This window comes from Pseudochrobactrum sp. XF203 (assembly GCF_020341615.1).
Lineage (GTDB): Bacteria > Pseudomonadota > Alphaproteobacteria > Rhizobiales > Rhizobiaceae > Pseudochrobactrum > Pseudochrobactrum saccharolyticum.
The window spans coordinates 112,128-131,509 of the sequence record NZ_CP084392.1; the positions used below are offsets into that span (position 1 = coordinate 112,128).

12 protein-coding genes and 1 riboswitch are annotated in these 19,382 nt (G+C 52.3%); of the genes, 8 read left to right on the forward strand and 4 right to left on the reverse strand.

Annotation, left to right across the window (positions count from 1 at the left end):
- Positions 1-10 precede the first annotated feature (10 nt).
- The gene (locus tag LDL70_RS00470) at positions 11-757 is read right to left on the reverse strand and encodes an SDR family NAD(P)-dependent oxidoreductase (RefSeq protein ID WP_022711309.1); all 747 of its coding nucleotides are present in this window, start codon (positions 755-757) and stop codon (positions 11-13) included.
- A 140-nt stretch (positions 758-897) separates the two neighbouring features.
- Between LDL70_RS00470 and glpK the strand changes: the two genes are divergently transcribed.
- On the forward strand, positions 898-2,394 hold the full coding sequence (gene glpK, locus LDL70_RS00475) for a glycerol kinase GlpK (protein ID WP_225685887.1): 1,497 nt from the start codon (positions 898-900) through the stop codon (positions 2,392-2,394).
- Positions 2,395-2,691: 297 nt separating this feature from the next.
- Positions 2,692-2,964: a GNAT family N-acetyltransferase gene (locus LDL70_RS00480; protein WP_370637794.1), complete on the forward strand. Its 273-nt coding sequence runs from the start codon at positions 2,692-2,694 to the stop codon at positions 2,962-2,964.
- A gap of 148 nt (positions 2,965-3,112) precedes the next feature.
- Here the strand turns inward: LDL70_RS00480 and LDL70_RS00485 are convergent, their stop codons facing one another.
- A complete protein-coding gene (locus LDL70_RS00485) occupies positions 3,113-5,542 on the reverse strand; it encodes a PBP1A family penicillin-binding protein (protein WP_370637725.1) in 2,430 nt (809 codons plus the stop codon).
- A 402-nt stretch (positions 5,543-5,944) separates the two neighbouring features.
- On the opposite strand from LDL70_RS00485, the gene LDL70_RS00490 reads away from it, so the two are divergent.
- On the forward strand, positions 5,945-6,973 hold the full coding sequence (locus LDL70_RS00490; RefSeq protein ID WP_370637795.1) for an acyltransferase family protein: 1,029 nt from the start codon (positions 5,945-5,947) through the stop codon (positions 6,971-6,973).
- Positions 6,974-7,017: 44 nt separating this feature from the next.
- Here the strand turns inward: LDL70_RS00490 and LDL70_RS00495 are convergent, their stop codons facing one another.
- Positions 7,018-7,638, reverse strand: coding sequence for a ribonuclease D (locus LDL70_RS00495; RefSeq protein WP_225685891.1), 621 nt, complete (start codon positions 7,636-7,638; stop codon positions 7,018-7,020).
- A gap of 82 nt (positions 7,639-7,720) precedes the next feature.
- The gene (locus LDL70_RS00500) at positions 7,721-9,112 is read right to left on the reverse strand and encodes a dipeptidase (RefSeq protein ID WP_225685893.1); all 1,392 of its coding nucleotides are present in this window, start codon (positions 9,110-9,112) and stop codon (positions 7,721-7,723) included.
- 497 nt (positions 9,113-9,609) lie between these two features.
- On the opposite strand from LDL70_RS00500, the gene polA reads away from it, so the two are divergent.
- From polA to LDL70_RS00525, 5 genes are all read left to right on the forward strand, one after another.
- A complete protein-coding gene (gene polA, locus LDL70_RS00505; protein ID WP_225685895.1) occupies positions 9,610-12,552 on the forward strand; it encodes a DNA polymerase I in 2,943 nt (980 codons plus the stop codon).
- 349 nt (positions 12,553-12,901) lie between these two features.
- Positions 12,902-14,740, forward strand: a complete 1,839-nt coding sequence (locus LDL70_RS00510) for a DEAD/DEAH box helicase (protein WP_225685897.1) — start codon at positions 12,902-12,904, stop codon at positions 14,738-14,740.
- Between the two features lie 147 nt (positions 14,741-14,887).
- A complete protein-coding gene (locus LDL70_RS00515; protein ID WP_225685899.1) occupies positions 14,888-15,898 on the forward strand; it encodes an Ldh family oxidoreductase in 1,011 nt (336 codons plus the stop codon).
- 208 nt (positions 15,899-16,106) lie between these two features.
- Positions 16,107-16,305, forward strand: a riboswitch (cobalamin riboswitch).
- Positions 16,306-16,473: 168 nt separating this feature from the next.
- The gene (locus LDL70_RS00520) at positions 16,474-18,414 is read left to right on the forward strand and encodes a TonB-dependent receptor (RefSeq protein WP_225685907.1); all 1,941 of its coding nucleotides are present in this window, start codon (positions 16,474-16,476) and stop codon (positions 18,412-18,414) included.
- A 101-nt stretch (positions 18,415-18,515) separates the two neighbouring features.
- A complete protein-coding gene (locus LDL70_RS00525; RefSeq protein ID WP_225685909.1) occupies positions 18,516-19,367 on the forward strand; it encodes an ABC transporter substrate-binding protein in 852 nt (283 codons plus the stop codon).
- The last annotated feature ends 15 nt before the right edge of the window (positions 19,368-19,382 follow it).

Below are 19,382 nucleotides of genomic sequence, written 5' to 3' on the forward strand. Positions count from 1 at the left end.
GCTCTCACCCTTAAACGTGTTGACCGCCATTGATGTGGATTTCCGAGCCGGTCACGTAGGATGAGGCTTCAGTGCAGAGGAAATAGATGGTTTCAGCCACTTCCGATGTCTGGCCAAGACGGCGCAACGGCATCTGCTCCACCAGTTTTTCTGTGCCCGGTGACAGGATGGAAGTTTCAATTTCGCCCGGTGCAATCGCATTGACGCGGATACCATGCGGGCCGAAGTCGGAGGCCATTTCACGGGTCAGACCGGCAAGCGCTGCTTTGGATGTGGCATAGGCGGTACCGGCAAAAGGATGCACGCGGCTTCCGGCAATCGAGGTGACATTGACCACCGAACCCTGCGCCGCTTCCAGTTCTTTAAATAATCCGCGCGCCAGCATGATCGGTGCAAAGAAGTTTACCTGAAACACATCGCGCCAAGTGGCCATCTGGGTTTCAATGGAATTGAGGCGGCTTCCGCCAGCGCCTTTTGGCGAAATACCGGCATTGTTGACCAAGGCATTAAGCTGACCGCCATTGTCTTCCAGACGACGACGGATTTCCGAAATTGCACGACCGATATCTTCCGGGTCAGCCAGATCAACCTTGATATGATCTTCAGGGCCTGCAGGCCACGGGCAGTTGTCGGAAAAATCCTGACGTGAGCAGGTGATGACACGCCAGCCCGCCCGTGAAAAACGCTTCACGGTTGCATGGCCGATACCGCGGCTGGCACCGGTCAGTACGATGGTTTTTTTAGGCGTATCAGTCATTTTACTCGGGCCTTTATCGCTAATTTTAAGTGGACACTATCACTATAGATTTTAAAATTTGCAAGGCGTGTTTAAATTTGGCACTGAATGATTCAAGCATATAATTTTTTAAAAGATGCTTTTGAGAAACGGAGATATTTATGTCGAAACTGATTTTGGCAATCGATCAGGGTACAACATCCAGCAGAGCCATTTGTTTCGATCAAAATCATAAGATCACCGGTCTCGGACAAAAGGAATTTACACAGCATTATCCCAAATCCGGCTGGGTCGAGCATGATCCGGAAGAAATCTGGCAAAGCGTTGTCGCGACCTGCAAACAGGCGGTTGAAAATGCCAGCGCCAGTATGGAAGATGTAGTCGCAATCGGCATTACCAATCAGCGTGAAACGGTAGTGGTTTGGGATAAGACAACCGGCAAGCCGGTCTATAATGCGATTGTCTGGCAGGACCGCCGCACGCAAAAAGACTGCCTGAAACTGAAAAAACAGGGCATTGAGCCGCGTATCCGCCGCAAGACAGGCTTGTTGCTTGATCCGTATTTCTCCGCAACCAAGCTGGCATGGATTCTCAACAAAGTGTCCGGTGCGCGTAAAAAAGCGGAGAAGGGCGAGCTGCTGTTCGGTACAATCGATAGTTTTCTGATCTGGCGGCTGACCGGCGGTCAGGTTCACGCCACCGATGCCACCAATGCTTCCCGCACATTGTTGTTCAATATTGCCAAGAATGAGTGGGATGAAGAACTGCTGAAACTGTTTAACATTCCGCGTAACATGCTGCCGGAAGTGAAAGACTGTGCCGATGATTTCGGTGTGACGAAGGCAGATGTTCTGGGCGCGGAAATTCCGATCCTCGGTGTGGCGGGTGACCAGCACGCGGCTATGATCGGTCAGGCTTGTTTTGCCAAAGGTATGTTGAAGGCGACTTTTGGCACCGGTTGTTTTGCGCTGCTCAATACCGGCAAGGATAAAGTTCTGTCGCGCAACCGTTTGCTGACGACTATTGCCTATCGTCTGAACGGCGAGGTGACTTATGCACTGGAAGGTTCGATTTTTGTTGCCGGTGCAGCGGTGCAATGGCTGCGCGATGGTTTGAAAATCATCAAAAATGCAGCGGAATCCGGTGAACTGGCGCTCAAAGCGGATGAGACACAGGATGTCTATCTGGTACCTGCTTTTGTGGGCTTGGGCGCTCCTCATTGGGATGCAGAGGCGCGTGGTGCCATATACGGGCTGACCCGTAATTCGGGACCCGCCGAGATTTCCAAGGCTGCGCTGGAATCCGTTGCTTATCAGGCACATGACCTGCTTGAAGCCATGCATAAAGATTGGAAAACTGACACCAGCGATATTGTTCTGCGGGTTGATGGCGGCATGGTTGCCTCCGACTGGACGATGCAAAACCTGTCGGACATTCTCAACGCGCCGGTTGACCGTCCGGTTATTCTGGAAACCACGGCGCTGGGCGCGGCATGGCTTGCAGGTATGAAAGCCGGTCTCTGGGGCGATATGCAGGCTTTTGCCGAAGACTGGCAGCAACAGCAGCGTTTTGAACCGCTGATGGAGCCTGCTTTGCGTAAACGCAAAATCAACGGCTGGCATAAGTCTGTGCGCAGCACACTCCGTGCGAAACAATAAAATGCTGATAAGGGCGGCGATAGCGCAGGATGTTGCAGAGATTTGCATGGTTCTGCGCCGCTCGATCACGGAGCTTTGTGCTGCGGATCATCAGAATGATTCGCAGATTTTGAGCCAAAGCGGTTTACGTTCAGATAGGATCACAGCGCTCGCTTTGGGTTTTTTAGTGGTCGCATTATCACTGCCGTCAAGTTGACACAACTTGACTGTGAAATGCTCTAGTGGCTTGCCAATAAAACAGAAGACAATCTGCGGGCATGGATTGCGTGCGAGGGGCAGATCTATTTTGTTGCCGAGATTGACGGGCGGATTGCCGGTGTTGCTGCTGTCTCGGCAACAGACGGTGTTTTGCTGAATTATGTTTCACCGGATCATCAGTATCGCGGTGTCAGTAAAGCTTTGATGGCAGTATCTGAAGGCTGGCTTAAAGAGCAGGGGCAGGTTGTGAGCCGTCTGACCAGCACGGCCACAGCAAAACAGTTTTATGAAAAGCTCGGTTATTTGCCCGAGGGCGATGCCAAAACGGGAAGGTCGGGCATGCCGTCCTTCCCGATGAAGAAACTGCTATAAGCATTTCCAGCAAAAGTGCGAAGCGCCTCCGCAGGGAAATCAGTTCGCAGGACTGATTTCTTTTCCTGCTGCGATGCGTGAGGCACATGCGTAAAAACAAATAGACAGAGCGGTTCCTACGATTCATTCTTAACTGGAACCGCTCTGATTATTCCCCGTTACCCATAATTACATCTAGCAGCGTGGTGTTTTTGCGCACCGGCTGTCCGCCGACATCACCTTGCGGGCGCGGGCCGTCATAGGCCGGATCTCCGGCCACCGGCGGCGGTGCATTATTGCCCTGCGGTGCCTGTACCGGATAGCCGGAATTGTCAGGCAGAGGTGTCGGATAGCCTGAATTATCCTGAACCGGCGGCGCTGTATTTCCAACCGGTGCAGGGTTTTCCTGTACGGAGATCGGCGGTTGCGCAGGCTGATTTTGCTGAGACGGCAATTGCGCACCGTCAGGCTGGCGCGGTGCACCGGGGGCTGGTGGCCAGTAAGTCTCATCATTTTCCGGCAAGGCAGGATAACCGCTATTGCCTGATGCAGGCGGCTGCTGGCCTATACTGGCCGTTGCATCCGGCAGCTCGTCGCTACCACCCGGCAGCACATTCTGAATTTCATAAGTGCTCGGCAAATCAGCAACCGGCACACCTTTATGGGCGGCAGTCATGAAGGTTTTCCATGCCATTGCAGGCAGGCCGCCACCGGTGACTTTCTTGGTCGGTTTGCCGTCATCATTACCGAACCACACGCCGGTGGTCAGATTGGCCGTATAGCCGATAAACCACGCATCACGCGAGCTCTGGCTGGTGCCGGTTTTACCCGCAGCCGGCCAGTTGCCGAATTTGGCGCGTTTTGCCGTGCCGTCTTCAACTGTGCGGCGCAGCATGGCATTCATCATACCCAGCACCTGCTCGGTAATAATCCGTTGCTGTTGTTCAGCCGGATATTCATAGAGTACCTTGTCATCATTACCGGTGATTTTGGTAATCATATGTACCGGTGCGCGATAACCGCCATTGGCAAAAGGCACAAAAGCATCCGTCAGCTCCATCAGCGTCACTTCCGATGTGCCGAGTGCCAGTGAGGCATTGGTGGTGAGGGCAGACTGAATACCGAAACGATGGGCAGTATCGACCACGGCCTGCGGGCCGACTTCCATCACCAGCTGCGCAGCAACCGAATTGAGCGAATGGGACAGAGCTGTTGCCAGCGTTACTTCGCCGAAATATTTGCCGTTATAATTGCTTGGTGTCCATTTGCCGATGCGCACCGGCGCGTCATTGCGGATGGAATCCGGTGTGCGTCCTTGTTCCAGTGCTGTCAGATAGACAAACGGTTTGAAAGTAGAGCCAGGTTGACGGCGGGCTTCCGACGCGCGGTCAAACTGGCTGTTGGCATAGTCATAGCCGCCGATCATCGCACGCACCGCACCGGTGCCGTCAATGGAGACGAGGGCGCCCTGACTGACATCCATTTTCTTGCCGTTCTGCGAAATCAGATCACGAATGGCCTCTTCACCAACCTTCTGCAAATCCAGATCAACAGTGGTATGAATGGTTACGTCGCTTTTGGTTTCACCGATCAGCTTCGGCAGTTCCGACAATACGGCATCTGCAACATAATTTTCAGACCCTGACCAGTAAGCAGCTGCACGTGTCGGCGGTTCGCTTTCGGCAATGGCCTGTTCTTTGAGGCCGATCATCCCCTGATCCCGCATCGCTGCCAGCACCAGCTTGGCGCGGTCATTGGCAGCTTTCGGGTCGCGGGCAGGCGAGAGGCGTGACGGTGCTTTCAGCAGACCTGCCAGTGTGGCGGCTTCGGTGAGGTTCACATCCTTGGCAGATTTATCAAAATAGCGCCGTGAGGCGGCATCCACGCCATAGGCACCGGAGCCGAGATAAACACGGTTGAGATACATCTCCAGAATCTGGTCTTTGGTGTAAGTATGCTCCAGCCACAAAGCGAGCATCACTTCCTGCACCTTACGTTCCAGCGTTCTGTCCGGTGAAAGAAACAGGTTCTTGGCCAGCTGCTGGGTGATGGTAGAGCCGCCCTGTACTGCACGACCTTTGGTAATATTGGTAAAGACGGCACGGCCGAGACCAATCGGATCAACACCGTAATGGGAATAGAAACGCCGGTCTTCGATGGCGATGACTGCCTGCGGAATGAAAGGCGACATTTCCCGCAAGCCGATAGCCTCACCACCGGTCGTGCCGCGATTGGCAATCAGCTTGCCGTTCACATCAAGGATTTTGACATTCGGCGGACGGTCAGGAATAGCCCAGTCGCTGGTCGGCGGCATTTTGGCAGCGATATAAATCACCACACCGGCAAGGGCGATACCGCCCCACAGCATCAGGACAAATGACCAGTAGAACAGACGACGCAACCAGCGGAAAGAGCCGGAAGCTTGCTCTTGTTTTTTTGATTTTCGGGAAGCGCGTTCAGGGCGTGATGCACGTTTTTTGGATGCGCTGCCATTCACACGGTCACTCTCATCAATGCGCATTTCATCTTTATTGGCAGGCGTCTCTGGCTTTCCGAAGGACGGTTCTATGCGTCGGTCTTTTGAATCTCTGGAAGCCATATGCGTTGGTAAACCTGCTTAAAAAATTGAATAGCTGTGCTTTGCACCGTAATTGAGGCAGTTTAAAGAGCAGTAAAGTTTTGCTAACAGTATAATGCTGTCATCAGGGCTTTGAAATTATGCTTTGTATTCAAGAATGTACTTAAGAGCACATACCGAAAAACGTGCAGCGGTTTTCGGTGAAAGATGCGCGTAATAGCAAATGGACAAAGCATTCTGATATTCTGATTAAAACTGGAAATGCTCCAGCTCATTTAATGCAGGCTGCACACGAAAATACTATTCAGCTTTTGTGATATTTCATTATAGAAAACAGGTTAAACTGGTTCAGATAGGTATAGCGTGATACAACGGATTGACTGGGTCGATATCGCCAAAGGGATATGCATCATTTTTGTTGTGATGATGCATTCAACGCTGGGTGTGGAAGAGGCCGCCGGTCAGACCGGCTGGATGCATTATGTTGTCGCCTTTGCCAAACCGTTCCGTATGCCGGATTTCTTTCTGATCTCCGGCCTGTTTTTGAGTGCGGTGATCGACCGGCCGTGGCTACGCTATCTCGACCGTAAAGTCGTGCATTTCCTGTATTTCTACGTGCTGTGGCTGACCATTCAGTTTGTTTTTAAAGCACCGGGCATCATGGCCGAGGGCGGTGTTTCCGGTGTCGTCGGTGCTTATTTGATGGCCTTTATCGAGCCTTTTGGCACGTTGTGGTTTATTTATATTCTGCCGTTTTTCTTTCTGGCGACACGTTTCATGCGTGACGTGCCGCATTGGCTGGTATTGACTATGCTGGCCATTCTGGAAATCCTGCCGATCCATACCGGCTGGATCATGATTGACGAATTCTGCTCACGCTTTGTCTATTTCTATGCCGGTTATGCACTGGCACCGCAGATTTTCCGTATGGCTGAATGGGTAGCGCGCAACAAAATGATTGCCGTAACCGGCCTGCTGCTCTGGGCTTTTGTCGAATATCAGATGGTGTTCACACCTGTACCGGAATTCGGCCAGTCGCTGTTGAGCGGACAGGCATGGCAGGCAGGCGGTCTGGGCGGCTATAGCGAATTGCCGCTGGTCTCGCTGTTCCTCGGCTTCCTCGGCGCGCTGGCGATTATCAGCGTATCATCGCTGCTCGCCTGTTTAAGTTCAGCAAATATTGTGCATCGGGTGCTTAGCTATCTGGGCGCGCATTCCATCGTTGTTTATCTGGCATTCTTCCTGCCGATGGCGGTTACCCGCACAGTTATGCTTAAAACAGACATTATCACCGATGTCGGCACGATTTCGCTGCTGACCATGATGATGGGCGTGATCCTGCCGGTTATTCTCTATGTGCTGATTGAGAAAACCGGCTACGGCCGTTTCCTGTTTGCACGGCCGCAATGGGCTATCATTGATCGCAGCGGGACTGTTCCGGTGCGAGCGTAAGGCATATAATAAAAAAGCCCGCGAATATCGCGGGCTTTAATTCTTTAAGCGTGGGCGAAAATGTCCTGCTCGTCCCAGCCCATCAGATCAAGCTCTGCACGGGTTGGCAGGAATTTAAAGCAGGCTTCAGCCTGTTTCTCACGACCATCGCGTTGCAGACGATATTCCAGAACTTTTTTCAGACGATGCAGATAGAGAACATCGGACGCTGCATATTCAAGCTGCGCCTGAGACAGGGTTTCTGCTGCCCAGTCAGAAGACTGTTGCTGCTTGGAAATGGAAACTTCCAGAAGCTCCGAGCAGATTTCTTTCAGGCCGTGGCGATCCGTATAGGTGCGGGTCAGTTTAGAGGCGATCTTGGTGCAGAAAACCGGCTGCGGCATGGTGCCGAATGTATGCGCCAGCACTGCCAGATCGAAACGGCCGAAATGGAAGATTTTAGTGATCGAACGGTCTTTGAGCAGTTTGACCAGATTAGGGGCTTTTTTCAGCCCCTTTTCGATCTGGATAATATCCGCGGTGCCGTCACCCGGTGAAATCTGTACGACACACAGACGGTCACGCAGAGGATTGAGCCCCAGCGTTTCCGTATCAATAGCGACGGAATCCACCTGATAATTATCAAGATCAGGCAGGTCGTTTTTATGAACGCGGATAGTTGTCATTGAAAGTTCCGTTATCTTATTTCTTTGAAAGTGCGGCGAGAATGCGCGCCCCTCGGTGGCACTTGCCGCCAAAATTCTGGCCTCACTTGGCGGCAAGTGCCGCCAAAATTCTAGCCCATGAGCGCTGCCCTTTATGGAAGGAGGACAGCTCGTATTTTTCATTCGGAGAATGGATGCGGTCATCCTCAAGGCCGAAACCGACCAGCAGGGAGTCCATGCCGAGGAATTTGTCGAAGTCACCGACAATCGGAATAGAACCGCCCATAGCAATCAGCACCGCAGGGTTCGGCCATTCGTCAGACAAAGCCTGTTTGGCCTGTGTCACCAGCGGTGAATCATAGGAAAGCTGGATAGCCGGTGAACCGCCATGCGGGTGGAATTCCACGCGGCAATCGGCAGGCAGACGGGCCTCAACAAATTTGCGGAAATTGGCGCGGACTTTATCCGGATCCTGCTTATGTACGAGGCGGAAGGAGACTTTGGCCGATGCTTCTGCGGCGATAACAGTCTTGAAGCCTTCACCGGTATAGCCGCCGATCATGCCGTTGACTTCGGCAGTCGGGCGCGCCCATGTCTGTTCCAGAACACTGCGACCCTGCTCGCCAGATGGTACGGAAAGACCGATAGGGCCGAGGAAGTTTTCAGGGGTACGGCCAAGACCTTCCCAGGACTTCAAAATCTGGCTCGGTGTTTCTTCTACACCTTCATAGAAATCCTCTACGGTCACGCGACCGGTTTCATCATGTAGGTCAGCGAGAATTTTTGACAGCACATGCAGCGGGTTGGCGGCAGCGCCACCGAAGAAACCGGAATGCAGATCGCGGTCAGCGGCTTTAATGGTGATCTGTTCACCAACCAGCCCGCGCAGGCCAACGCAGATTGCCGGTGTGTCACGGTTCCACATCGAGGTGTCACACACCAGAGCCACATCGGCTTTGAGTTCTTCCTTGTGGCTGTCGAGGAATGGCTTGAGCGATGGTGAGCCGGATTCTTCTTCACCTTCAAACAGGATGGTCACTTTGACCGGCAACTGGCCATGTACGGCTTTATAAGCGCGGCAAGCTTCGACAAAAGTCATCAGCTGACCTTTGTCATCGGATGTGCCGCGACCGGTCAGGATTTTACGACCGGCTTCAACTTCTTTAACCGCAGGATCAAACGGATCATTTTCCCAGAGATTCAGCGGGTCAACCGGCTGCACATCGTAATGGCCGTAAAACAGCACATGCGGGGCATCTGCCGTTGCACCTTCATGATGGGCAACAACCATCGGGTGACCCGGTGTGTCGCGCACACTTGCATCAAAACCAATGCTTTTCAGATCTTCTACCAGCCATTCCGCAGCTTTGCGGCAATCGGCTTTAAAAGCCGGATCTGTGGAAATGGATTTAATGCGCAGAAGATCAAACAGATGATCGACACTGTGGTCGAGGTTCTGATCGAGGTGCTGAAGAACAGGTTCAAGTGCTGACATGTTACCCTCATGAAAAAGCATGCTTCGACTCGCAAAGCATGAATGTGTTTTTAAAGTCCGGACGGTTTTAGCGTAAATGGCCGGAGACTGTACAGGGATGATGTCGGGCATTTGCTGTAAAAGTGGGAACGGCTTTTGCGTAAGCACAATGCGCAACAATAAATGGCAGTTGTTGTCTTTAACCGGAAAAGCAAAAGCCGTTACGGTGAGGGGAACCGTAACGGCTTGTAATAAATGGTGGCAGCCAGAGGGGGGGGAGGCTACCACCCCGGTTTTCCGGCGGGGGACATGCCGAAAAACGGAAACCGACAATGTTGTCGATAGGGCTAATGTGGCCAGAAAAAGTGGCAATACAAGGGCTGAAACGCGGCGTGTCAGTCACAAAAAAGTTATTGCTTATAGGGTGCCGGACAGGGTGGAAGATAAGCGAGGATTATTTCGTGACGAGCGATATGGCGTGATTTCTTTTTTCGCGCTTATGCTTTACATCTTTTACCATGAAAAAAGGTGATCATCTCTTCCTCGTCGACGGCTCCGGCTATATTTTCCGCGCATATCACGCCTTGCCGCCACTCACCCGCAAATCAGACGGTTTGCCGGTTGGTGCAGTGTCCGGTTTCTGCAACATGCTGTGGAAGCTCCTGAAAGATGCGCGCAATACGGATGTCGGCGTGGTGCCGACCCATTTTGCGGTTATCTTCGATTATTCGTCACAGACTTTCCGTAAGGAAATCTATCCGGAATATAAAGCTAACCGTACTGCCCCGCCGGAAGATCTGATCCCGCAATTCGGCCTGATCCGTCAGGCCACTCATGCTTTCAACCTGCCTTGCATCGAAAAGGAAGGCTATGAGGCCGATGATATTATCGCCACCTATGCCCGACTTGCCGAAGAGGCCGGTGCGACAGTCACGATCATCTCATCCGATAAAGACCTGATGCAGCTCGTGACCGAACAAGTCTCGATGTATGACGGCATGAAGGACAAGCAGATTTCAATCCCTGAGGTGATTGAAAAATGGGGCGTGCCGCCGGAGAAGATGATCGACCTGCAATCACTGACCGGCGATTCAACCGATAATGTGCCGGGCATTCCGGGCATCGGGCCCAAAACTGCCGCGCAATTGCTGGAAGAATTCGGCGATCTGGATACGCTGCTTGCCCGTGCTTCCGAGATTAAACAGAATAAACGCCGCGAGAATATTATCGCTTTTGCGGATCAGACCCGTATTTCGCGTCAGTTGGTGACATTGAAGAATGATGTGCCGCTGGAGATTGATCTCGATGGTCTGATGCTGGAACCTCAGGACGGGCCGAAGCTGATCGGCTTTCTGAAGGCGATGGAACTGACCACGCTGACCCGCCGTGTGGCAGAGGCCACAGATACGGTTGCGGCCGAGATTGAGCCGATTACTGTGGAGACAGAATGGGGTGCGGAAGCACGCGGCCCTGATCTTGATCGTGGCACAGATGTTGTTGAAACTTCCGCACCGGAAAAAGTAGCCGCGACTATAAGTGCAGAAAACAACGGCCAGCTGATGCGGCCGCAGGCTCTGGTGGAAGCCCGCAAAGCGCAAGGCACTTCTGACAAGATCGATCATTCTGCTTATGTTGGCATTACCGATATTGCGGTGCTGAAAGACTGGGTCGATCAGGCCGTTGAGCAGGGTTTTGTGGCTTTTGACACCGAGACAACCTCGCTTGATCCGATGCAGGCCGAGCTGGTCGGTTTCTCGCTGGCCTTGGCGGCAGGCAAAGCCTGTTACGTGCCGCTGACGCATAAATCCGGTCAGGGTGATCTGCTCGGCGGCGGGCTGATTGAAGGGCAAATTCCGCTGAATGCAGCCCTTGCAGAATTAAAGCGGCTGCTGGAAGACCCGTCAGTGCTGATCATTGCCCAGAATATGAAATATGACTGGCTGGTCATGCATCGTCTCGGCATTAATATTGCGCGTTTTGACGACACGATGCTGCTGTCCTATGCGCTGGATGCCGGTACCGGCACCCATGGCATGGATGTGCTGGCAGAACGCTGGCTTGGGCACACAACAATCCCTTATAAGGAAGTAGCGGGTACCGGAAAATCGGCCGTGACTTTTGACATGGTGCCGATTGATCGCGCCATCGCCTATGGTGCGGAGGATGCCGATGTCACATTGCGCCTGTGGCAGGTGCTGAAACCGCGTCTGGCGGCCGATGGCATGGCGTCGGTTTATGAGCGGCTGGAACGCCCGCTGGTTGAAGTGCTGTCACGGATGGAAGAGCGCGGTGTCAGCGTTGACCGCCAAATTCTCTCACGCCTTTCCGGCGAGCTGGCGCAATCGGCTGCGGCTATTGAAGACGAGATTTATACGCTTGCCGGTGAAAAAATGAATATCGGCTCACCGAAGCAGCTCGGCGATATTCTGTTTGGCAAACTCGGCCTGCCGGGTGGTTCAAAAACCAAGACCGGCCAGTGGTCGACATCTGCGCAGGTGCTGGAAGATCTGGCGGCGGAAGGCCATGAGCTGCCGCGCAAGATTGTGGACTGGCGCCAGCTTACCAAGCTCAAATCCACCTATACGGATGCATTGCCCGGTTATATTCACTCTGAAACAAAGCGGGTGCATACATCTTATTCTATGGCGGTAACGACGACAGGGCGTCTGTCTTCGTCAGAACCGAACCTGCAGAATATTCCGGTGCGCACCGCTGAAGGTCGCAAAATCCGCACCGCCTTTGTGGCGCCGCAGGGTAAAAAGCTGATCTCTGCCGACTATAGTCAGATTGAACTGCGTGTACTCGCGCATGTGGCGGATATTGCGCAGCTGAAAAAAGCCTTTGATGACGGTATCGACATTCACGCGATGACAGCCTCTGAAATGTTCGGCGTACCGGTAGAGGGCATGCCGTCAGAAGTACGCCGCCGTGCTAAAGCGATTAATTTCGGTATTATTTACGGCATTTCGGCCTTTGGTCTTGCCAATCAGCTGTCGATCCCGCGTGAAGAGGCAAGTTCCTATATCCGTACCTATTTTGAGCGTTTCCCCGGTATCAAGGATTATATGGAAACAACCAAGGCTGCTGCGCGTGAACAAGGCTATGTCGAAACTATTTTCGGCCGCCGTATTCATTATCCGGAGATCAAAGCCAGCAATCCGCAGGTGCGTGCGTTTAATGAACGGGCGGCGATTAATGCGCCTATTCAGGGTTCGGCGGCAGATATTATCCGCCGTGCGATGATCCGCATGGAACCGGCACTGGCAGATGCGAAGCTCGATGCGCAAATGCTGTTGCAGGTGCATGACGAACTGATCTTCGAGGTTGATGACGCACAGGTTGACGCGACCATTGAAGTGGTGCGTGAGGTGATGGTCAATGCGGCAATGCCGGCTGTTTCGATGGCTGTGCCGTTACAGGTTGATGCTAGAGCCGCGCAAAACTGGGATGAAGCGCATTGATCTTATGCAGTTAATGCAGTAAGAGGCACCAGAACATGTTGCAGAACTTCGGTTTTGCAACATAAGCGCCTTAAAAAGCGAAAGACTGGTCTTCTGTGCGGAATAGATTGTAACAATCGCCCGTTGCAGGTTGACCTCAATGTCATTCGCCTTTACGTAGCGCAGCATCATCACTTATTGTTGTTTGCTTATTTACGTTACCGGTCACGGATGTGTGAAAGCATGGTATACGGCTTTTTGCCGTTTCATCATGAATGAAGCCAGGGATGGGACATTTGCTTCTGAAACTTCAGGGCAAATAATGTCGGGGCCAGTTGATGCGTGGGTGAGCCATTGCTGAAAGTCATTCATGACCTTGCCTTCTACTATTGCACCTGCCCTTGCCGGTGCGCTCACAGCTCGTGGCTATGAGGAACTGACCTCCGTTCAGGAAGCTATGCTGACGCCTGACAATGACGGTCGCGATCTGCTGGTTTCTGCTCAGACCGGCTCCGGTAAAACTGTTGCCTTTGGTATTGCCATGGCGCCTGATCTGCTCGAACAGGGCGATCGTCTGGAAGCCCCGCGTGCGCCATTGGCTCTGATTATTGCCCCGACACGCGAACTGGCTTTGCAGGTTGCCCGCGAGCTGGAATGGCTCTACGCACCAACGGGTGCCCGCATCACCACTTGCGTTGGTGGTATGGATATCCGTACCGAACGCCGCAATCTGGAACGCGGTGCACATATTATCGTTGGTACACCGGGTCGTCTGCGCGATCATATCACCCGTCGTGCGCTGAATATGTCTGATCTGCGTGCCGTTGTGCTTGATGAAGCCGATGAGATGCTTGATCTCGGTTTCCGCGAAGATCTGGAATTCATCCTCGGTGAAGCACCGGAAGACCGCCGCACACTGATGTTCTCGGCAACCGTTTCCAAATCCATTGCTTTGCTTGCCAAGCGTTTCCAGAAAGATGCATTGCGCATTACTGCAACCGCCAGCCATGAAAAACACGCTGATATTACCTATCAGGCAATGATTGTGCCGCCGCATGAGCGCGAAAACGCGATCATCAACACGCTGCTCTATTATGATAATGTCAACACTATTATCTTTGCTTCCACCCGTGAAGGCGTGAAACATCTGGCAAGCCGTCTGAGCAATCGCGGTTTCTCGGTTGTGGCGCTGTCCGGTGAATTGTCTCAGGCTGAGCGTACCAATGCACTGCAATCCATGCGCGATGGCCGTGCCCGCGTTTGCGTAGCGACTGACGTTGCTGCACGCGGTATTGATCTGCCAAATCTCGATCTGGTTATTCACGCCGATCTGCCGAATAATGGTGAAACATTGCTGCACCGCTCCGGTCGTACCGGTCGTGCCGGTCGTAAGGGCACCTGTATTCTGGTGGTTCCTTTCTCCCGTCGCCGTTCGGCTGAGCGTCTGCTGCAGATGACACGTCTGGATGCCAAGAGCATTGCAGCGCCGACCATTAATGCGGTTCAGGAAAAAGTTCGTGAGGTTATCCTCAGCAACGAACGCCTCAGCGATGAGATTCCTGAAGACATGCAGGAACTGATGCGCGAATTGCAGGCGCGTTATACGCCTGAACAGATCGCAGCCGCTTATCTCCGTCGTGAAATTGAAAGCCGTCCGGCACCGGAAGATGTTTCTGAAGGTCCGGTACGCGCCTTGGGTGCACCGGCACGCGAGCGCGGTGAACGTGGCGAACGCTCCGAGCGTGCTCCGCGTGAAGACCGTTCCTCCTTCAATGGCGGTGCATGGTTTACACTGTCGGCTGGTCGCAAACATCGTGCCGATCCGAAATGGATTCTGCCGCTGATCTGTAAAGCCGGTCAGGTTTCCAAGGGTGATGTCGGTGCGATCCGTATTCTCGAAAATGAAACCCGTTTCGAGATTAACAGCGAAAAAGCCAAAGAATATTTTGCGACTGTTGAAGAACAGGGTACCGGCGAAAAAGGTCTGGTGATCCGCACTTCAACCGCACCTGAGCAGGAAAGCCGTGGCCCGCGTTCTGATCGCGGTGGTGAGCGTCGCTTTGACAAGCGCGGTGGTGATGACAAGCCGGGCTGGGGCGCGCCGAAAGGCAAATCCCGCTTTAAAGGTGGCGAAGGCAAGCCTTACGGCGATAAGCCAAAAGGGCCGCGCAAGCCACGTGAAGGCGGCGATCGTAAATTCTCCCGCTGAAATCTAAGCTTTGAAGAACCCGCTCTCTGAGCGGGTTTTTTATTTTCATAAGGTAATAACTTGCTGTTTTGTAATGGCTGGGCTAGGTATCTGATATATTAGGTTGCTTTTAAAGCAGGCTTTATACGCAGGGAGGATACCGCAGCCATGACCGCCACCATTACCATCACGCTGGATGAAGCTTACAATCTTGCGGAAAAGACCTTTATTAAACTTGGTCTTTCTGAAGAACATGCGCAGGCCAATGCGCGTTTGTTGCAAAGCTGCCAGCGTGATGAATGCGATTCACACGGGCTTTATCGGGTACTGAGCTGTGCTCAGACCATTAAAACCGGTGCTGTTGTGCTGGATGCGGAGCCGGTAGTGGAAGACCGTGCCGGCGGTATTGTCGCTGTGGATGCCAAAGGCGGTTATTCTTTGCTGGCGCTGGAAAAAGGCCTGCCGATGCTGGTGGAGAAAACCCGTAAACTCGGCATTGCCGCGATGGCGATCAATCATTGTGTGCATTTCTCGGCTCTGTGGCCGGAAGTGGAAATGCTGGCAGAACATGGTCTTGTCTCGCTGACAATGGTGCCGAGCCATTCATGGGTCGCACCTGCCGGTGGTAAAACCGGTGTGTTCGGTACCAATCCGATCGCTTTCGGCTGGCCGCGCGCCGGTAAATATCCGTTTGTTTTCGACTTTGCTACCAGTGCTGCGGCACGCGGTGAGATTGAACTGCATCGCCGTGCAGGCAAGCCCATCCCATTGGGCTGGGCAGTTGATAAAGATGGTGAGCCGACAACCGATGCCGAGACTGCACTGCAAGGCGCGATGCTGACATTCGGCGGTTATAAAGGTTCGGCTTTGTCTGCCATGGTCGAATTGCTGGCAGGGCCGCTGATCGGTGATATGCTGAGCCTTGAATCTCAGGAGTGGGATAATGGCCGTGGTGCAACGCCGAAACACGGGGAAATCGTGATTGCCTTGAATCCGGAGAGTTTCCTCGGCGCAGCAATGGCGGAACATATGGCGCGGGCGGAGAAAATGTTCTCGGCGATTACAGATCAGGGGGCACGTCTGCCGTCACAGCGCCGCTATGAAGCCCGTGAACGCAGTCTGGCCAATGGCACGGTGACAATTCCGCAGAAACTTTACGATGATATCCGTGCGCTGTAACGGCTAAAGCGTCTAGAGCGCCGTGTGCCAGACTTGGCACACAAAGGTCGCTCTAACACTTTAAAATTAGAGCATAATTTTACCTTAAACTGATCCAAGTTTAAGGAATTATGCTCTATCATTTTGAAACTGCGGCACAAGTATCACGCCCCTTTGAAAAACGCAGTTCATAATTGCTTAAGAATTGACCGTGAAGCGGTGCATTGTTATCGCTTTACATGGAAAAGGTTTTGTCTGGGCAGCATTGTTTCAGACAAATGAAAAGGGAACACGGTGCCAATCCGTGACTGCCCCCGCAACTGTAACGGTGAGCGGCCTCCGGTAAGCCACTGTCTGAGAGGACGGGAAGGCGGAGCGTTCGTGATGACCCGCAAGTCAGGAGACCTGCCTTTTCCGGTCACCAGCCCGTGCACGAGGGGTGCGCAGGCGCGGACGTCCGTGACGGTGACATTGTTAAAATGTTGCCGTATGCGGATAAGTGACTGTTTATTCAGCCTGTCTCAAATGCGGTTTGTATCATTCAGGGCAATGTAATGCGGATAAAGCGTGCATTGTCTGACCTATGGCGGGACAGCATGACACGCAATTTGTTGCAGCATAAAAAATCCATTTTGGTACTCGGAACGGCTTTGACAGTTTTCAGCCTTGGCAATGCGCTGGCGCAAGAGAAAAAGCAGGAACCGGTACAGCTTAAAGAAATCCTTGTGACAGCCGGACGCACGCCGATTGAAGAAGGTAAGACCGGCCGTGCAGTAACTGTGATTACCGGCAAGCAGCTTGAGCAAAATCAGGTGCGTTATGTGGCCGATGCGCTGCGCATGGTGCCGGGTTTTGCCGTGTCGCGCTCAGGCTCCAAAGGCGGCATGACCAATATTCGTGTGCGCGGTGCTGAAGCTAACCATCTTCTGGTGATGGTTGACGGCGTTGAAATGAATGCCGCTTCCGGTGATGCCTATGATTTCGGCGCTTTGCAGGCGGAAGATATTGACCGGATTGAAATCCTGCGCGGTCCTCAGAGCGCATTCTGGGGCTCGAATGCATTGGCCGGTGTGGTGAATATTATCACCAAAGGCGGCAAGCGCGATGGTTTCAAAATCAGCGGTACAACGGAAGCCGGCAGCCAGAACTCATGGCTCGGTGGTGTACTTTTGCAGGGCGGCGCTGAAAATTTCGATATGGCGCTGGCCGCCTCATACCGCCGCACCAAGGGTTTCAACATTTCCAATATCGGCGATGAAAAAGACGGCGATGAAAATCTGACGCTGAATGGTAAGGTCAATATTGATCTGTCGGAGACAGCCAAACTCGACGCGACTTTGCGTTATGTGAAGAACCGCACTGATTTGGACAATTCATTTTTTCCGATGGACCCAGTAGAGTCTTTGGATACTTATTCTAAAACGAATGAGCTTCTTGGTAGTATTGGTTTGACGTGGACAGCACTAGATGAGGCGTTGACACAGAAGTTACGTTTCAGTGGTAGCGATAAACAATTTGAATATACTTCCCATCAACCTATAAGCGAAAATAAGGGTAGTCGCTATAAGGCTTCTTATCAGGCGACCTATGCTTTTGATACGCCGAGTTTTGCTGATGCTCATCACAAAATCACGGGTGGCGTGGAATGGCAGCAGGAGCGTTTCCGTCAGGTGGCGACGGAGAATGATCTGTCCAATCCGTGGATGGATCCGACCCAGTTTGAGCATCACAAGCGCTCGATGTATTCTTTTATTGGCGAATATAATGGTGAGTTTGCGGATCAATTCTTCGTTAATCTTGGTTTGCGCCATGACGTGAATAAAGATTTTGACGATGCCACAACTTTCTCTCTGAGCGGTGCATGGGCTATTCCTGATACTAATGCTCGTTTGCACAGCTCGGTCGGTACCGGTGTGACCAATCCGACTTTCTATGAGCAGTTTGGTTTTTCTGCAGGTTTTGTTGGTAATCCCGACTTGAAGCCAGAGAAGAGTCTTGGCTGGGACATTGGACTGGAATATGCTTTCTTTGATGGTCTTTTGGTAACGGATGTTACTTATTTCAAGCAAAATTTGCGTGAGGAGATCTCAACAATTTATACTGGTTGGTCGCCAACTGGGGTGGAAAATCTTGATGGTAAGAGCAAACGTCACGGCGTGGAACTGGCAGCAACATTGAACTTATTTTATGGTTTTACAGCTGGTGGTGCTTATACCTATACTTCGTCACGCAATCCTGATGGGACAGAAGCTGTGCGTCGTCCGCGACATTCCGGTTCTGTGAATGTGGCTTATACATTCTATGAGGATCGTGCCCGCTTGTTCGGTGAAGCGGTATTCAATGGTGAAATGAAAGATACCGGTTTACGGACATTGGACAAATATACCGTCGTTAATATCGGCGGCAGCTATAAGTTCACAGATAAGCTTGAAGGTTATGCCCGTATCGAAAACCTGTTTGATAAAAAATATCAGGAAGTCTACGGCTATAATACACCGGGTCGCGGCGCATTTGCCGGCTTGAAAGCCTCTTTCTGAGAATGGTGCGTTTAACCGCCCTCATCAGTTTTACTAAAAGGCAGGCCGTTCTCGCGGCCTGCCTTTTGTGCTTCTGCATCTTACCTGTGCAAGCGCAGGTAATGTCAAAGCGGGTGGTTTCACTCAACCTTTGTACGGATATTCTGGCACTATCTCTGGCTGAACCGTCTCAGATTGTCTCGGTCAGCCATATTGCGGCAGATCCGGTTTCTTCGCCGGTCGCAAAACAGGCCGGAAATTATCATCTCAACCGTTCCGGTCTTGAGGAAATATTGGCGCTGAAGCCCGATCTGGTTTTGGCCTCGGTCTACACAGCGCCGGACAAGCTTGCAGTTCTGGAGCGGGAAGGTGTCAGGATTGAGCGTTTCGGCTATGCGCAGAGCTTTGCTGATATCCGTCAGCAGATCACGCAAATGGGGCAGGTGCTAGGGCAGCAAGATAATGCACAGGCACAAATTGCTGAAATTGATCAGATGCTTGAGTCTTTGCAGAAGAATACTCAACCGGTATCCGCGCTGCTTTATGAGCCTAATGGTTACACCTCCGGCGTGGGAACATTGTCTGATGAGATTATGAAGCTGCTGGATATTACCAATCTTGGTACCAGTGACAGCAGACTGGCAGCAGGGCACGTATCGCTGGAAGATCTCATTCGCCTGAAGCCGGATATGATCATTGAGCCTGAATTTTATGAGAAACCGGCACTGGCCTATCAGAATTACCGGCATCCGGTTATGAAGGCTTTGGTAAGTGATCAGGGGCGTAAAACACAGCATGTGGCTGTACCTGCGCGCAGCTGGTCGTGCGGTTCAGTCTATACGCTGGAAGCGGTGAAAATATTGCAGCGTGCCCGACAGGCAAACGGAGAGCGATACAGCATGTCTCCCAAAAGTGGATACCGGTTTTGGGACAAAGACATGCGTAAAACAAAAAAGATAGAGCATTTTGAATGAGAAAACTTAAGTGGG

Excerpts from the sequence above, each read along its gene's own strand:
- LDL70_RS00470 (WP_022711309.1), bottom strand. The coding sequence starts at position 757 with ATGACTGATACGCCTAAAAAAACCATCGTACTGACCGGTGCCAGCCGC.
- glpK (WP_225685887.1), top strand. The coding sequence starts at position 898 with ATGTCGAAACTGATTTTGGCAATCGATCAGGGTACAACATCCAGCAGA.
- LDL70_RS00485 (WP_370637725.1), bottom strand. The coding sequence starts at position 5,542 with ATGGCTTCCAGAGATTCAAAAGACCGACGCATAGAACCGTCCTTCGGA.
- LDL70_RS00490 (WP_370637795.1), top strand. The coding sequence starts at position 5,945 with ATGATGCATTCAACGCTGGGTGTGGAAGAGGCCGCCGGTCAGACCGGC.
- LDL70_RS00495 (WP_225685891.1), bottom strand. The coding sequence starts at position 7,638 with ATGACAACTATCCGCGTTCATAAAAACGACCTGCCTGATCTTGATAAT.
- LDL70_RS00500 (WP_225685893.1), bottom strand. The coding sequence starts at position 9,112 with ATGTCAGCACTTGAACCTGTTCTTCAGCACCTCGATCAGAACCTCGAC.
- polA (WP_225685895.1), top strand. The coding sequence starts at position 9,610 with ATGAAAAAAGGTGATCATCTCTTCCTCGTCGACGGCTCCGGCTATATT.
- LDL70_RS00510 (WP_225685897.1), top strand. The coding sequence starts at position 12,902 with ATGACCTTGCCTTCTACTATTGCACCTGCCCTTGCCGGTGCGCTCACA.
- LDL70_RS00515 (WP_225685899.1), top strand. The coding sequence starts at position 14,888 with ATGACCGCCACCATTACCATCACGCTGGATGAAGCTTACAATCTTGCG.
- LDL70_RS00520 (WP_225685907.1), top strand. The coding sequence starts at position 16,474 with ATGACACGCAATTTGTTGCAGCATAAAAAATCCATTTTGGTACTCGGA.
- LDL70_RS00525 (WP_225685909.1), top strand. The coding sequence starts at position 18,516 with ATGTCAAAGCGGGTGGTTTCACTCAACCTTTGTACGGATATTCTGGCA.